Below are 15,655 nucleotides of genomic sequence, written 5' to 3'. Positions count from 1 at the left end.
CTTAGTATGACCTTAATGCTGCTGAAAAGTTGAGTGGCAATATTATGATATTCTATCTTCCGCGTTAATTGACTGAATTGTGGAAGCGTTTCGATCAACTTTATAAAATAGACAGCTTGGCGATGTCAATGCGAGAAAAAATTAAAAATTCAATTAAAAGAAGCCCCGTTCTTTATAATACATTAAAGAGGGTTCGAGCGGCCTATAACAAGCAGGAAAACAACTACAGCAAGGGAAGCAAAGATGGTAGAGCGGAAAAAGTCAAAAAAGAGCAAGATTTATATCTATTGTCCAGCATAAAAATTGAAAACATTGCCGTTTCTAGCAATTCTGAAAGTTTAAAGATGCAATGTCTAGATGTCTTAATAAAATTTAGAAACTACAAGTCAGCCTGTCGAGTTGCTAAGCTTTTTGATTTCGAGAAACTATCTTTGTCAAAGAAAAATCTCGTTGTAAAAGCCTTACTATGCTCCGATGAGGGCGTATTAGCAGATAGTTATTTGATGTCAATGGTGAAGGATCAGATAAAGCCAGCGAGGTTAGGTGATTTTAATAAAACTCTGGCATGTATTGATATTTCAGGCTTGAGTGAGAATGAGAAGCTAGAAGCTATAGAGAAATTGAAATTTCTTCTGGAAGATCCTCAGGCAGATATTCCTGACGACGAAAAGGAAGCAATAAATGAACTTTTAAGTTGGAGCCAATTTTCAATACTTTCAAGCGCGAGAGTAATCGATCCTCTAGATTACTTTGGGGGGGATTATTTCGATACTAATAAAGCTAATAAAGTAAAATATGTTCCATCATTGTTTGACTTTGGGCACAATGCCATTGCAGAGAATATTATTGACCACGTAACTAAAAAGCATGGTCTCTTTAGCGTAGAGGCCTATGCTTTGAACCTAAATTATCGTGTTGAGTGGTTGCAAAACCTGGATGTCAGTCTTGATGATGTGCCTACTAATTTTTTAGCTACGAAGGTGGCACTTAAGAACTCGTTTTCAGCAATCAATAAATGGAAAATATGCGAAGAGATCTACCGTGAAAGCCTCAGAATGCATATAGATTTTTATTATAAATCTGACTGGTTGAAAAAAGATCAGTTGCTTTATCTTTTAACTGAAGTCGATGAATTAGAGAAAGCGTATGGATTGATTGATAGTGTAGTTACTCCAGATATGGCATTGGCACCGAAAGCGATAAGGGGGTACTTTTATCTGGAGAGGGGGGATTATAACTCATCCCGAGACTGTTTTTTAAAAGTACTGCGAGAAAACCCCACGGAAGCAATTTCGACCACTGGCTTGCGTTTCGCTTTACCCAGGACAGGGGAGCATATGTTATCTCTTGTCAAAATTCGGCAGGCTATAGGGTATGGCTCGAAAAGTAAAGGAAGAGCAGGGCTACAAAATGTTGGCGGCGATCTTACGATTAGCCTACTGATGAATGGGGACTATATAAACGGACTGTATTCAAAAAGGAATGCGCCTCACTGGGTAGCTTTAAAGAAGCACTACAGTGAGAAATTTTTAAATTACCAACCACTGCCAAGTGATCTAAAAGATAAAAAAATATTCGTCATAGGCGACGAAGGAGTCGGTGATGAATTGCGTACGGCGCAGTTCTATAACATACTATCAACCATGTGCGATAAAGTTGTAGTTAGTTGTGACCCGAGGCTGATAAATCTCTTTACGCACTCTTTCGAAAAAATAAAATTCATGCCTGTTACTAGATATAGAAAAGGTGTGAGAGAAAAAACAGATAACCGTGAAAAAAGAATGTTTGGATTTGACAAAAAGGTGGCTGATTACCTTGATGAAAAATGCCATGCTGAGATTGAGTCTTCAACGTGCATCACATTTGGGCAAAACCTTTTTTTCAATAAATTCATTGGCTCACTAAAACCAGAAATTAATAAGGGATATTTAAAGCCCACCTATCGTAGGCAACTACCTCGTAAAGATAAATTGAGAGTAGGAATTCTCTGGCGCAGTCATTACTTCATTCGTTGGAGAAAATTTATGTACCTTAAGGCCGAAGACTTTGCCCCTCTAACTAAATTGAATGGGGTGGAGTTGTGGTCTATCCAACATGCTATAAATGATGATGAAAAGGAATTTTGTCAAAATAATAGTATAAATCTAATTGAAGATATCGACATGTTTAATGACTTTGAAGGATTAGCTAGTTACTTGGTAAACTTCGATTTGCTAATAGGTGTGAGTTCAGCTCCAATTGAGCTGGGTGCCGCCTTAGGGGTTCCTGTTTGGATGCTAGGCTTCTCGCCAGAGAATTATTATTTGCGTACCGCCAGCGGTACTTGCGAAAAAGATCAATTAACAATGAATTCTACTGTTGTTGCTCCTGAATGGATTGATTTCTCAGCTTCACGTGATGAGTGTTGTGCTTTAGTCTTTGAAGAAGTGCTTCGAAGGTTGGATAGTTATTTGAAATAGCTTTAAGACACCAAGTGAATCTCAGGCTATTATTTTACCACTCAAGGATGAAGGTGATGGAGAAATTCTTTGCCAGATATGATTGGATTTATAAAGAGTAGAGCAAGAATAATATATCGTTTTATTAGGAAAATTGAGAAATCATTAAATTTAAAAATAGCTGTGTCCATCGCCGAGCGAATTGAAAAAAGCCCTAATTCAGTAAAGGCTTTTTGTATTTTTCAGAAGAGAAAATTTATTCCAGAAAATATCATATGGGAAGCTCTTTCTTATCTGAATGATAAGCGAAGTCCGTCATATGATACTATCACAAAGAATAAGTTTAATATTCGCAGTGAGGAGATTAGATTCTTGGTTAAAATCCGAGAGTCACTTTCTTCGCCGTCACCTATCTTGCTCTTAGAGTTGGAAGAATTTATAAAATATTATCGAGATAAAAAGAAAAAATTAAAAAATGAAAGTGAATTCAGGCGACTTTTAATAGCTCTCATCACTAAAAAGTTGACTGCCAAGGAAGCCTATGACGCCTTTTATAAAGCGGAGTTGATCGATTCAATCACTTTCCAACAGGTGCTTAGGGTTCTGCACAAAGCTGCAGTTGAAGGAGAGAGGGAAGTATTTGATGATTTAAAAAAAAGATATTTCCAGCAAATAACGCCTGCCGCTTCGGTGAAGTTGCTGTATTGGGAGGGAAGGTTAAAGGACGAAAGTGTTGTAAACTTTCAAACCATTGTAAAGCAATTTTGCTTGCTGGATAAGACTCTTTCCAGAGAATATAAAAAGTACTTGCTATCGCTCTTCGAGATTATTCCCGAAGAGAAAAATATGCTTGATTACCAAATTAAAAAAAATAAGCTGGCGAAGATAAAAGAGCAAGTTGAAAAAGCAGTGCTGAATGGAGACCGCTTTTCTTTCGTTAGGCTTAATGACGGTGAAGGGTATGGTTTCCCCAATACTTTACCGTGTGCCTTCGATATGGAACGACAGGAGCTTCATTGGTGGGGAGAAGTGCTGCCTCCTGCATTAAGGAATAAAATTCAAGAAGATTTCAGACGGAGCTTGTTTGAGCATGCCTTGGTCGGAATTCCTAGTGTATTCAGGTTTATCAATGAGCTTAGCATCAATCGCGATTATAGCATTTTTAACAATGCTCTACTTTGTAGGCTTTTTACGATCTGTCATGGGTATCTGAAAGCATATGACGCCCGTGCCTATATCACAGAGGGCCAGATAAACCTATACCTGTTTGACAGGGAGTACATTGCTAAACTCGCTAGGCTCGCTCAGCGTGTCATATTTATTTCGGGTGCAAAGAGAGAGTATCTGCAACCGGTCTTTGATGACATTCCTCATGCTACATATATAGAATTGCCAACACATCGCCTGCTGAAGACCGAGAAATTTAGTTATACGGAAGCCATGCAGCCTCTGCCTTATGTTTATGAAAACTATCTTGAACAAATTAGAGAGCTGGCGGGTCCTGGCGTCGTGTTCTTTATTTCTGCTGGGTTCATAGGAAAAATTTTCGCTGCAGAAGTCGCAAAAAATGGCGGTGTTGCCTTGGACGTAGGGCAAACATTAATTAATATTGTGGCGAATCACGTTGATGCATAAATTGTACTGTTCAGTACGTTTATTTTTTCTCGGCCTTGAAAGAAATTTCAAGATCATACGGTTCGGCGATGTGCCAGTGTATCATGTGCGAATCGAGGCGGAAGAAAAATACAAGCGGCTCAACACCTCGCGCCTGCCTCGGTTGGTGGCGGCGACTTACTTGTTCAGAGAGTTTTTTCTATCACGTCATAAGCGTTATGTTGGGCCTGTTCCAGAGGCTTTGTACTGTGGCAGCACAAAAAATAATGAAAGAGAGTTCTTTTTTTTGCAAAAGCTGATGGCTGGCACTGAGGTTGCTGATCTATTTGCATACACTAAAGAAAGAAACGTGTCGTTCTACCCAACAAGGAAAGGGAAGAACGATCTCTATCATGTTTTTGTGAGATTCGTCCTGTTTTGTTGCTGCCTCGTTTACCTCGGGCGCATAAAAGTTAACCCTACCTCGCTTAGGTTTCTCATTCGATTTGTGAATGCGTATTACCGGTTGCTAGTATACTTCAGTAGAGCGGATGCGAAGCCGAAGGTGTCCATCTTTGCCAATGATCATACTGATATATCCGTAGCGCTCTCGATGGTAATGAAACTGCAAGGCGTCCCCAGGATATATGTGCAGCATGCCGAAGTGACCAAGGATTTTCCTAGTTTGGATTACGAGATTTCCATATTACGCAATGAGAAATCATTAAACACTTATTCTGAGATAGGCGAAATCGAGGGAGCGGCGTTCATCATTCCAAGAGAGGAGAAAGCCGCTTCTTTTGAAGAAATAATGGATGCGCCGCCGGATAAGGTAGAAGTAGTAATTTATCTGAGCTCCACTTTTCACAAGGAAAAAGTGGAGGAGGTTGTCAACTTATGCCAGTCCAATCCTGATGTGGAAAGTGTCGCGATAAAAAAACATCCTCGCTCGCAAGAGAGTGACTTTGTTTTTCTAAATAGTGATTTTCTTGTGCATGATGTAGTGCCTGAGTATGAACATATCGCTTTGGTCCCAAATTCGTCCGTGGTAATTGACCTTCTTCATGCTGGAGTGAAGGTCTATCAACTATTCGAACTCGACAATATCCGAGAAGACTACTACGGTTTTGTGAAAAACTCGGTGGCGCCAAGAGTCGCAATCTCTGAATTGAAGGCTGGCTTCTGGAAGAACGATTTTTACAATGATGATTGGCTTGAGAGATTTGAGACTTATGACCCGAGTATTTACGATCATTGGAAAAAAGATCTTGGCAGGTTGAGAAATGAAGTCTCGATGATGCTAATGGAATCATAAGTTTATTGACTTGGGGCAGGTGTCGGCAGTGTTGAATTATTTGAAAAAATTTAAGCGAGATTTTCAATTTAGACTCCTTCATAACATTAAGGTCACTACTCCGGCAGAAAGGCAGGTAAAGAGGAAAAAAGCCATATCTCATGGTGAGGTTCAAGAAAGACAATTTTCCCTAAATAATTTTGAAAGCAAATTTGTTCTTTATCGCATCATTGGTAACGATCTCGTTCCTCGGCATGAGAAAGGGCAGTCACGGAAAAATTTGGAATTTATCCTCAAGAATGAGCCGAAGTTAGAAGGTTGCGTAAAGCACTTTATTGTCAATCGTATTGTCGATCCAGATGAAGAAAAGCAGATAATTGGAATGCTGGAAGCTGCCAATGTCGAATATATACATATACCGTTTCACCTTGATGCATACCAGACTCTGTCATTGGATGTCGAGGGAGTGCCAAGAGAATATTTGCCAACTGGAAAACTGTTCACTCAGTTGACTGCTGCCCAACAGAGTCGAATATGGATGCGGCTATACCGGCATAAGAACAACTATGTGATGAATAATAACGGAGCACGGAACGCGGCGCTTAGTGCAGGCAAGGCTCAAGCCAAATGGGTATTACCCTGGGATGGTAACTGCTTCCTTACTGATGAGGCCTGGAAGGAAATTGTAACGGGTATTGAAGAACAGCCAGAGTGTCGCTATTTTGTCGTCCCGATGGCACGGATATCCAGCAATGAGAGCTTGCTGGAAAAAGGTTATCGTCCCCACGCCGATGAAGAACCGCAAATGATCTTTAGGTGCGATAGCACCGAGGTGTTCGATGAAGCATGCTACTATGGCCGCCGCCCCAAGGTGGAACTTTTCTGGCGGCTCGGGATACCCGGCAAATGGGACCACTGGCATGTCGAACCATGGGACATCCCATGTCCTGGCTATTCTGAGGATGCCGGTGCATTCGCTACGGCAGGCTGGGTGGCTCGGCTTTTCTCGGGCCAAGGCCACCTGGAAAAAGGAAAAAGTGGGCTTGTCGACCGTGGCTTGGCGCGTAACGAAGCCATTGCGAATCTGCTCGACAGGCTCGATGGGGTAGGATTCCATTCTCGGTACGACTCGAATCGTCTGTGCTATGTGGCCGATGTGGCATCGCATGGCGGTGCAAGCGAAACGCTAAGGCAAAGCCTGGTAAGTGCAGCGGATGAAGCGCTGTCTCGCGGGCCCTATTCAGTCGTAGATAAAAAAACGCTTCCACCGAGCAACAATCTTCACGACTACTGGCATCCTGCTCCTTACTTCTGGCCCATTCCGCTCCCCATCCCAGGGCTGCCTTATATACGCAGAGATGGCAAGCGCGTCCCCGGTACTCGGCTATATGAGCCGATGAGCGATAACTATGACCGCACACGATTACAGCGCTTGTTTGACGATACTTTCGTTCTGGCACTAGCGGGTAGCGTGAGCCAAGACGAACGATATCATGATCATGCCTCCAAGCTTGTTCGTACTTGGTTCCTAGATCCCGAGACAGCCATGGCCCCCCATCTTGAATATGCCCAGGTGAGAAAGGGATGGAACGGTAACCGGGGGAGCAGTTCAGGCATTATCGAGGCGAAGGATTTCTACTATTTTCTCGATGCCGTTAGGTTGCTGGAGCAGTGCAATAGGCTGACGGAAAGCGAGGCGGATGCATTCAGGGAGTGGCTATCCAAATACCTGCACTGGCTGCGTACCAGCCCGCAGGGTGTGAAGGAGCGCGCAGCGCAGAACAATCATGGCACCTACTACGACTTACAGGTTGGTACCATTGCTGCGTTTCTCGGAGAGGACACGTTACTGCGGCATACGCTGAGAGACTGCCGTTTCCGTATTGTGCATCAGTTTGCTGCCGACGGTAGCCAGCCCGAGGAGCTGAAGCGTACCACCACTGCTCACTATTGTTGCTTTAACCTGCAGGGGTGGATCCACTTGGCGCAATTGGCGGAGTCATGCGGCGAAGACCTGTGGAGCTTCGAGGGGCCGGAGGGGCAGAGCATACGTAGGGCCATGGAGTGGTTGCTTTCGTATATGGGAAAGGATTGGCCTTTTCAACAGATAGACAACTTCGATTCTGAGCGTTACTACCCAATTTATTACGCCTATCTTTCTCGTTATGGGAAGGTGAGTGGGCTTGAGCATTTGGGAATTCCCAGCAAGGAAGAGGTTAAGCCATTGTTTTTCCCTCATGATGGCATTCGGCCCTTTTGGCAGCTGAGTTGAAAGGTAAGGCATATGTTTTTTAGGTGTGATACCTGATGTGGTTCTATCGCGTTGCGCTACGCCATCTGTATTGGTCGGCAGCGGTGCTCAAGAAGTTTTTCAAGCTTGTACCTCTGCCCACGCTTACCCTCGTTGTACTGACCCTGGTGAGCCAGTTTTCTCGTATGCTGGCTTTTTTCTTGCCACTGAAGGTCATTATCTTGATCGGCTCGACAGGTACGCCGCGCTATTTTCCTGACTCATGGGCGGCGCTCGATCGAGATGCTCTGGTCATTGCACTTAGCCTTGCTACCGTATTTTTCTATGCCGCTTCACTCTCATCGGAAAGACTTTTGAGCTTCATGGCGGAGAGGGGGGCTGCGGGTGTGGTGGCAGGCACGCACAAGTTGGTCCTGTTCACGAATCAGGACGAAGTCGCCAGCCAAGCTTACCAGAAACTGGCGGCTGGCTTAGCTACCGGAACACTGGCGGCAGTACTTATTTTGCTCTTTGCCCTTGTTTACCCGGGCTTTCTCTTTGCCATTATCAGTTATGTGCTGGCCGCTTCAGCTTTCGTGGCGTTACTGGGCCATCGCGTCGAAGCGCGCGGCGAGTTACAACAGAAGGCGGGATCCCTCATAGGGCTTATCTCTGGTATTGGCTTCATGATGCTGTTCGCCTTCATGGTGGTGGATTTTCTGCTATGGGAAGGCGTCAGTTTCATGGTGGCACTCATCAGCTTGTTATTATCAAGACAACTCTTGAACCGGCTCGACGGTGTGCTCAAGGATGCGATCTGGCTCAGTGACAAGCGTCTCCAGATCAATGCCATCTTTTTTACAGGGCATCGCCTGGAAAAGATGCCGGAGCACACGCGGAACAGGAGGTTCTGGAGCTTGCTCTGCTTGTGTGAAAATTGTGACCAGCTGCTGCGTATCCTTGCTCAAGTTAAAGGTCATGCGCTGGTCGATGGTGTGCGAGTGCAATGTCGTTGGAAGCAGAGCGGCTTGGCGGATCTGTTGGCTTTTGATGTCGAGGTGAAGGCAGCGGAAGAAGAGGCTGAGCGGTACCTGCTAAAAATATTCGGCAAGCGACATCGCAAAGCGGCGATGAGCGAGGTGGATATCTTGTCGTCCGTTTCCAGTCATTTGCTGCCTGCTCCAGAGCTTGTTTATATTGGGGATATGGAAGGCTTCGATGTGCATCTGCTCCGCTTGTCTGAGGGTTATGTTAGAAGCAGCTGGTTAGTTAGACGAGTCAAAAATGAATGGCTGGCAGAATATTGGAAAGTTGAACCGGATAAAGCTTTGCTGAACCGTTATTTACGCTCGCATCCTCTTTTGCCTCATAGATTGGGCTCATGGATGATGGAGCGATTGGACACTGTTGCTGTGAAAGAAGTCGATAGAAGTAATATCGAAAATCTCAGATTTTGTTTTGATGAAGTCTTAGCTGAGCTGAATCTTCTTCCATTGGTGATATGTAATGTTTCAGCACCCAAAGATCTTGTGTTGCTTTCTGAAGCTGGAGCTCTGTGTGCTGCTCATTGGGGAGAGTGGTCTATTGAGCCAGTTGGGGCGGAGGTTTCAAGAGCAAGAGGAGCTGGAAAAAGCTTAAGAAAAGCACTCCTGAGAGCTGCAAAAGATAGAGAAGTGCTGGCGGAAGTGCCATTAGAACGTTTTTATCTCTGCGTGCTTTGTGGTGTCTTTGAGAAATTTTTTCAACGACAAAGGTACGCTGATGCAATCGCATTACTTCCTGACCTGCTAAGGTGCTTATCTCATCTTAAGAATGGATCTGATATTGGCAAAGATAGCTTGGTTTTCTTAGCTGCAGGTGTAGGTGAGGACAACGAATGAGCGACGATGTGCCAACGCCTGCTGTTTCTCTTATCGTGCCTACTTACCGAGATTGGTATCCCCTGTGCTCTTGCCTCGCTGCCCTGACCGGCCAGACCCTGTCACTGCATGAGTTAGAAGTCCTTATTATCGAGAATGCTGGCGAGAGCCAGCCGCACGATTTGATGCTACCCAGCAATACTCGACTACTTCATGAGCCGGCGCCAGGCTCCTACGCAGCCCGCAACCGAGGCATTGCCGAGGCGCGAGGAGAGGTGCTCGTATTTCTCGATGCGGATTGTGTTCCTGCTCCTGGGTGGCTGCAGGCCGGGATTGATTGCTTGCAGTCGCATCCCGATGTGGACTTGGTGGCGGGTAACATCGAGCTGACCTATGCCACGCCGCGGTTGTCGCCGGCGGAGTGCTTCGAGAAGGCCTTTGCGTTTCGCCAGCGGCAGAACGTTGCCAATGGGGTGGCGGTAACGGCCAATTTGTTCGTACGCCGCAGGGTGTTCGAGGAAGTCGGACCGTTCAACGCTGAACTGATGTCCGGTGGTGATTTTGAATGGACCCGGCGTGCCACCACACGGGGGCATCGCATGCTTTACTGCGCCGAAGCCGTGGTTCGGCATCCGGCGCGTGCTTCTCTCTCGGCGCTGGCCGGTAAGGCGCGGCGGGTAACCTCGGGCAGCCAGGCGCTGTACCGCGACCGCGGCATGCTGGGTAACCTGCGGCGTGTGCTCGGCAACTTGGTGGGCGACGTGGCAACGCTGTTTACCCGGCAAGACATGACCTGGCGCGAGCGCGCATGGGCGCTGCTGGTACTCGCTTATCTCAAAGGGGTGAAGGTGGCACAGCGGTGTCGCCTGATGGTACCCGGCGCCGAGCGGAGAGGGCTGCCGCGGTGAGGATTCTGTTCGCCGCCTCCTTTGGCGGCCACTGGGCACAGCTGAAGCGGGTATCCGAACTGCTTGCCTGCGATGAGCGTCAGTTCGTCTCCACTGCCGAGTCGCAGCATACCTCGGCGGATTATTACCTCGATGATTTCAGCGTTCGTGAAATATGGCGGGGCATCCTTCAGTTGCCCCGTGCGCTTGGCATCGTGCGCCGCAGCCGGCCGGATGTGATCGTGAGTACGGGGGCGGCGCCCGGTCTTTTGATCCTGTTCGCCGGCTTTCTGCTGGGCCGCAAGACGATCTGGGTGGATAGCATCGCCAATAGCCGCAATGTCTCGCTTTCGTGCCGTGCAGCCTGCCTGTTCGCTACGCGGGTGCTGACCCAATGGCCGGAGCTGGAAACCCGCCGTGTGCGCTACCTGGGCCGTTTGCTATGAATGTGCTATTTACGGCAGGCACCCAGTTTCCGTTCGCCCGGATGGCACGAGTCGTGGAGCGAGTGGCCGAGCGCTGCCCGGAGTGGCGCTTGGTGTTTCAGGCGGGGCCTGGAGCATCGGACTCCGCGCTACCTGGTTGCACTACCGCTCATGCCAATTTGAATGTCGCGCCCATGTTCCCACAGGAAGAATTCGAGGCGCTGTTTCAGCAGGCCGAGCTGGTTGTCACCCACGCGGGCATGGGCAACCTGCTGTTGTGCCTGGAGCGGGCCAAGCCCTTTTTCATGTTGCCCAGGCTGGCAAGCCTGCGGGAGCATCGCAACGATCACCAGCGCGACACCGCCGAGGCCATATCGGAGCGCTACGGCGTACCCGTTTTCTTTGAACTAGAACCGCTGGTGGAGGCGATCATTTGTGTGCCGAAGGAAGCACCGCCTGCCTTGGTGCTGCGAGAAGCCATCGAGCGTGAGAGGAGAGCGTTTGCAAAGCGGTTGAATTCCTTGGTCGAGTCGTTATGATCTGCGCGCGGGCCAGCACGTGGCTTCATTGAAAATTATCCTGTGAGGCGCCAGGTGCTATTCAGTCACAAGACAGCTCTTCAGTTGACCCTTGCGGTCACCTTCCTTGCATTCGCGCTGCTGGTTTCGGCTCCTATCCGGATACACGCCTTCGTTGCGCTGCTGCTGATTTACTCCGTAGGCTTTCTCATTTCCAATCGCCACCAACTGGCGATGACCCGGCAGGATTGGCTGGTTGTGCTGCTGCTGTCGCTGTACATGCTCAGCCACCTTCCCGTTTTCGTCATGAGTGGCTTCAGCACGCGTTATTTGGCGCCGGGCCTGCATATGATGGGTATCATTCCCATTTACTTGATGCTTCGGGTCGCGTTGGCAGAGCTTAGCCTGGTGCGCTTCCGGGCTGCGCTGGAATATGGTGGCTTCGTCGGATCGTTGGGTGGCGCCGGCGTTGCGGTTTATGAGGTTTATCTACTCGGCCAGTCTCGGGTGGATGGTTTTCTTTTCCATATCAATTTCGGCTATCTCAGCGCCTCGCTGTTCTTCCTGTTGGTGGCACTGCTGCCCAGCACTCAGCGAAGGGCTTTGGTAGGTGCTGGGGCGTTGCTTGCGCTGCTGGCCACGCTACTGAGCACCTCGCGCGGGGCGGTGTTTGCCATCCCCATCGTTTTCACCGTGCTGTTGGTGTGGCAGTGGCGGCGCATCGGGGTGATGTATCTGGTCGTCGGGCTGCTAGCGTTGGCGGGCTTGGCGCTGGCAAGCTACCTGACTTTGCCGCAGGTCGAGGAGCGGGTTGATCTTACCGTGAGTGAGGTGGAAAGGATCCTGGAAGGGGATTTCCGCCATAACTCCGCCGGTGGTCGCGTACGCTTATGGGCGGCTGCCATCGAGGCATTCAAGGAGCGACCTCTGGTAGGGCTGACCTATTCCGAACGTGATGCCCTGAACCTGGAGCTGGCGGGTACGGGGATCATCAACGAGTGGGTGGCCACCATCAGCCGTGGCCATGCCCATAGCCAGTATTTCGAAACGTTGGCCACGGGTGGGCTCATCGGAGTGGTGGCGCTGTTCTTCTACCTGATTTTCCCGGCCTTGTATTTCTTGCGGCGAAGCCATCGGGAGCCCGATAACCCATACTGGTTCGCCGGCTTCGTGTTCTCCCTTGGGTTCATCGTTTTCTGTCTTTCCGAGGTGGCGCTGCAGCACGAGATGATCGCGACCTATTACGCTTTCGTCATGGCGCTGCTTTTCGTGCTGGCCTGCAAGGATAGCGAGCATAGCGCATGAAAGTCGCCCCGATCAGTTTTGCCGATCGTTACCCGGCGCAGCTCATCGTGCCGGTGTTCGATGTGTTCTGCATTTTCGCCGGTGGGCTGTTTGCCTATTGGCTGCGCTTCGGCACCTTGCAGCTGCACGAGCGCTTCTGGCTGGCCATGATCATCATGTCGCTGCTGGTGGTGTTGCTGAACACCATGCAGCGTGGCTACAGCTCCTGGCGCATCAAGCGGCTGCCGGCAATGATTGCCCGGCTTGCCCTGACCTGGCTCATCCTGGCTGCCATTGCTACGTCGCTGATCTATTTCGCTCATGCCGCCGAGCGCTACTCTCGCCTGTGGGTGGGGTTCACTCTCGTATCCTCCTTCTTGCTGGCGGGCGGGGGACGTATGCTGGCGCAGCTGCTGTTGCGTCGGGCACGGCGACAGGGGCGTGCCAGGCGGCCGGTGTTTCTGGTTGGGCCGGGCGAGCAGCTCATCCGCGTGGCCGAGGGCATGCGTAAGTATCCGGCCGAGGGGTACTCGATTGCCGGAGTCGAGCGCCTTGCCGGAGGGCTGGATGAGGAAACCATCGAGCGCCTGAGCCGCCGCGTAGTGGAGTCGAACGCCTGCGAGGTGTGGATCTGCGTGCCGCTCGACATGGGAGGCGTGGTGCGGTCTATCTTCTATGCGTTGCGCAACCATACGGCTGAAGTACGCTTTCTGCCGGATTTCCGCGACATGCACCTGTTGAACCACAGCATGAGCGAGGTGGCCGGCCATTTGGCGGTGGATCTCAGTGTCACGCCCTTCAACGGCGTTACCCGCATCGTGAAGCGCTTGGAAGACCTGGTACTGGGCAGCTTTTTCAGCCTGCTGGTGCTGCCGGTGTGTCTGGTTATCGCCATTGCTATCAAGCTCACCTCGCCGGGGCCCGTGCTGTTCAAGCAATACCGTATGGGCGACAACGGCAAGCACTTCAAGGTATACAAGTTCCGCTCCATGGAGGTTCACGAGGAGCCGGGCGGGCAGGTGACTCAAGCCCGGCGGGGCGACCCGCGGGTTACCCGGCTGGGGGCGTTCCTGCGGCGCACCTCATTGGACGAGCTGCCGCAGTTCTACAACGTGCTGCAGGGGCGCATGTCCATCGTGGGGCCACGCCCGCATGCGCTGGCTCACAATGAGCACTACAAGGATATCGTCGAGTCGTACATGAAGCGGCATAAGGTCAAGCCCGGCATTACCGGCTGGGCTCAGGTCAACGGCTTGAGAGGCGAGACCGATACCGTCGAGAAGATGGAGCGTCGGGTCGAGCACGACCTCTGGTACATTGATAACTGGTCGATCTGGCTGGACTTGAGAATCATTGCACTGACAATTTATAAAGGCTTCTTGAACCCTAACGCGTACTAGAAAGGGTGTTACGGGAAGTGAGTGAAAAAAGCGCCTGCGGGCGCTTTTTTCGTTCTTTCCAGTGGCACACGTATGTTAAGGTTTTATGACAAATTTCATATCGTTACATTCTAAAAAAACGGTTGTACGCATGGGGATGTTGGTTTTTGATGGCCTGCGAGAGAGCCTGAAGAGTGCAAAGGTGGTATCCAAGGCTCGCAGAAAGTGGAAGCACTGGAGGTCGGGGCGAGATACTCAGGCAGCCTTGTCATGGCTGGCTCGGGAGCGCGATGCGGCCCTTCAGGAGCTGGAGCATCTGCGTGAGCGCTACCTTCGGCTCGAGAAAAGGGCCATTGAAGGCAACTTGGTTGAGCCCTGCAGAGCACTGTTCGTCTATCCCGAACAAGAGGACGTACCGAAGCACTCTTTGCCGATAGGAGCGGGTAACTCGGTAACCAAGCAGGCCCGCGGACGTATCGTGTGGAATGGCTTGAGTGACGATCAGGCCTTCCATCTGGAAATGGAGTGTCTTAGACGTGTTGATGAAAGTCAGGTAAGCCTGGACGGGAGGAGCCACTTTCCGCAGCTGCTATCGATGGATACGGCGGAGCGGACATTCACCACGACGCACAACGGAACTCCTTTGGATAAACTGCAGCGAACCATTTCCGTCCCTGATATCGAGGCGCAGCTTGCCAGCATTACCATGACGCTCGAAAAGGCTTCGGTGGCGCATCTAGACATCGCTGAGGGTAAGAACATTACAGTCGATGATGCCGGCACGCTTTGCCTTATCGATTTCGACATCGCCTGCCTGGATGGTTTTCCTCTCAGTGAGAAGATCCAGAGGCGTTATGAGGCTTTCCTGGCCAAGGGAGGCTATGCCGGGTTCACTGATGAGTTGCGCAAGGCAACACTGGAAAACCCCATGATCGAGCCGGCCTGATCAAAACCGGGTTTAGCCGGTATGCCCGCCATATTGTCGCTTTTCCACGGCATCGATCTCGGAGGGGGTGTCTGTTTCGAGCAGGAGGTTGGGCTCCACGCCGTAGGCATGAATGTGGCTGCGCTGAATATAGCCTGTCAGGTAATCCGCCGGCATGCGGATGGGGTAGGCCAATTCCAGCAGCTTTTGGGCGCCGGCTTGGCTGAGCCAATAGCCTCGGCCGCTGATGATGCAGCGACGCGACTTGGCGCTGGGGTAGCGGTAGCGCACCAGCTTGTGGCCGTTGGGCAGGCTGCGCTTGATTGGCCAGGACTTCGCCTTGCCATGGTGCAGGAAAGCGATTTCCGCACGCTGGGGTAGAGCGCTGAGCATTTCCCGCAGGGTTTGTATGAAGCCTTCGCTGGGTTGGGCGTCGTCCTCGAGTATGATGGCTTCTTCCAGGCCCTTTTCCACCATGCGTTCGTACAGTTGGATATGACTGATAGCGCAGCCTATCTCGCCCTTGTTGAGGCCGTGCCCCCACTCTTTCTCTGCATAGTTCTGGTCTACGCTGGCCAGGGTTTCGTCGCTCAATTCCGCCCCGTTCACGGCATCGTGAAATTCGAAGGGCAGCCCTATCTCGTCGAAGGCGGCCTGAACACGCGCTCTACGCGATGAGCCGGGCAGGGAGATGACGATAACGGGAGGAAGTGACGACATGGTGTGCTACCCTCAATCCTTCGAAATTCGGCCAGCCTAGCGGAATGCCGCTTGCTATACCAGCGGTGCAGCCGGCTTGTGACAGGAACGGGAATGAAAAAGT

Annotated in this window: 12 protein-coding genes; 11 read left to right on the top strand and 1 reads right to left on the bottom strand. The window is 50.1% G+C overall.

Going from position 1 to position 15,655, the window contains the following annotated elements; genetic code table 11:
* The first annotated feature begins 122 nt into the window (after positions 1 to 122).
* The 11 genes from HOP53_RS05140 (at position 123) to HOP53_RS05090 (ending at position 14,853) form a co-directional block, all read left to right on the top strand.
* Positions 123 to 2,459: a hypothetical protein gene (locus tag HOP53_RS05140; RefSeq protein WP_234269011.1), complete on the top strand. Its 2,337-nt coding sequence runs from the start codon at positions 123 to 125 to the stop codon at positions 2,457 to 2,459.
* A 69-nt stretch (positions 2,460 to 2,528) separates the two neighbouring features.
* The gene (locus HOP53_RS05135; RefSeq protein ID WP_234269010.1) at positions 2,529 to 4,073 is read left to right on the top strand and encodes a hypothetical protein; all 1,545 of its coding nucleotides are present in this window, start codon (positions 2,529 to 2,531) and stop codon (positions 4,071 to 4,073) included.
* Positions 4,066 to 5,346: a hypothetical protein gene (locus HOP53_RS05130; protein WP_234269009.1), complete on the top strand. Its 1,281-nt coding sequence runs from the start codon at positions 4,066 to 4,068 to the stop codon at positions 5,344 to 5,346. The genes HOP53_RS05135 and HOP53_RS05130 overlap by 8 nt, the downstream gene beginning before the upstream one ends.
* A 28-nt stretch (positions 5,347 to 5,374) precedes the next feature.
* On the top strand, positions 5,375 to 7,597 hold the full coding sequence (locus HOP53_RS05125; RefSeq protein ID WP_234269008.1) for an alginate lyase family protein: 2,223 nt from the start codon (positions 5,375 to 5,377) through the stop codon (positions 7,595 to 7,597).
* Between the two features lie 35 nt (positions 7,598 to 7,632).
* Positions 7,633 to 9,435, top strand: coding sequence for a hypothetical protein (locus HOP53_RS05120; protein WP_234269007.1), 1,803 nt, complete (start codon positions 7,633 to 7,635; stop codon positions 9,433 to 9,435).
* Positions 9,432 to 10,322, top strand: a complete 891-nt coding sequence (locus tag HOP53_RS05115) for a glycosyltransferase family 2 protein (protein WP_234269006.1) — start codon at positions 9,432 to 9,434, stop codon at positions 10,320 to 10,322. Before HOP53_RS05120 ends, HOP53_RS05115 begins: the two co-directional genes overlap by 4 nt.
* Positions 10,319 to 10,747: an oligosaccharide biosynthesis protein Alg14 gene (locus tag HOP53_RS05110; protein WP_234269005.1), complete on the top strand. Its 429-nt coding sequence runs from the start codon at positions 10,319 to 10,321 to the stop codon at positions 10,745 to 10,747. The genes HOP53_RS05115 and HOP53_RS05110 overlap by 4 nt, the downstream gene beginning before the upstream one ends.
* Positions 10,696 to 11,265, top strand: a complete 570-nt coding sequence (locus HOP53_RS05105) for a glycosyltransferase (protein WP_338073290.1) — start codon at positions 10,696 to 10,698, stop codon at positions 11,263 to 11,265. Before HOP53_RS05110 ends, HOP53_RS05105 begins: the two co-directional genes overlap by 52 nt.
* A gap of 84 nt (positions 11,266 to 11,349) precedes the next feature.
* Entirely contained in the window at positions 11,350 to 12,549 is a 1,200-nt protein-coding gene (locus HOP53_RS05100) for an O-antigen ligase family protein (protein ID WP_234269004.1), read from the top strand.
* A complete protein-coding gene (locus HOP53_RS05095; protein WP_234269003.1) occupies positions 12,546 to 13,928 on the top strand; it encodes an undecaprenyl-phosphate glucose phosphotransferase in 1,383 nt (460 codons plus the stop codon). Before HOP53_RS05100 ends, HOP53_RS05095 begins: the two co-directional genes overlap by 4 nt.
* Positions 13,929 to 14,058: 130 nt before the next feature.
* A complete protein-coding gene (locus HOP53_RS05090; RefSeq protein ID WP_234269002.1) occupies positions 14,059 to 14,853 on the top strand; it encodes a hypothetical protein in 795 nt (264 codons plus the stop codon).
* Between the two features lie 12 nt (positions 14,854 to 14,865).
* Here HOP53_RS05090 and HOP53_RS05085 read toward each other — a convergent pair whose 3' ends face one another.
* A complete protein-coding gene (locus tag HOP53_RS05085; RefSeq protein ID WP_234269001.1) occupies positions 14,866 to 15,552 on the bottom strand; it encodes a glycosyltransferase family 25 protein in 687 nt (228 codons plus the stop codon).
* Between the last annotated feature and the right edge of the window lie 103 nt (positions 15,553 to 15,655).

Origin of the sequence: Billgrantia ethanolica (genome assembly GCF_021404305.1) — a bacterium.
GTDB classification, from domain to species: Bacteria; Pseudomonadota; Gammaproteobacteria; order Pseudomonadales; family Halomonadaceae; genus Halomonas; species Halomonas ethanolica.
This window is presented reverse-complemented; position numbering and strand designations above follow the sequence as displayed.

What these genes read in the sequence shown, in the direction of transcription:
- HOP53_RS05095 (WP_234269003.1), top strand. Translation starts at nt 12,546, where the DNA reads ATGAAAGTCGCCCCGATCAGTTTTGCCGATCGTTACCCGGCGCAGCTC.
- HOP53_RS05105 (WP_338073290.1), top strand. Translation starts at nt 10,696, where the DNA reads ATGGCCGGAGCTGGAAACCCGCCGTGTGCGCTACCTGGGCCGTTTGCT.
- HOP53_RS05090 (WP_234269002.1), top strand. Translation starts at nt 14,059, where the DNA reads ATGGGGATGTTGGTTTTTGATGGCCTGCGAGAGAGCCTGAAGAGTGCA.
- HOP53_RS05140 (WP_234269011.1), top strand. Translation starts at nt 123, where the DNA reads ATGTCAATGCGAGAAAAAATTAAAAATTCAATTAAAAGAAGCCCCGTT.
- HOP53_RS05115 (WP_234269006.1), top strand. Translation starts at nt 9,432, where the DNA reads ATGAGCGACGATGTGCCAACGCCTGCTGTTTCTCTTATCGTGCCTACT.
- HOP53_RS05120 (WP_234269007.1), top strand. Translation starts at nt 7,633, where the DNA reads ATGTGGTTCTATCGCGTTGCGCTACGCCATCTGTATTGGTCGGCAGCG.
- HOP53_RS05085 (WP_234269001.1), bottom strand. Translation starts at nt 15,552, where the DNA reads ATGTCGTCACTTCCTCCCGTTATCGTCATCTCCCTGCCCGGCTCATCG.
- HOP53_RS05130 (WP_234269009.1), top strand. Translation starts at nt 4,066, where the DNA reads ATGCATAAATTGTACTGTTCAGTACGTTTATTTTTTCTCGGCCTTGAA.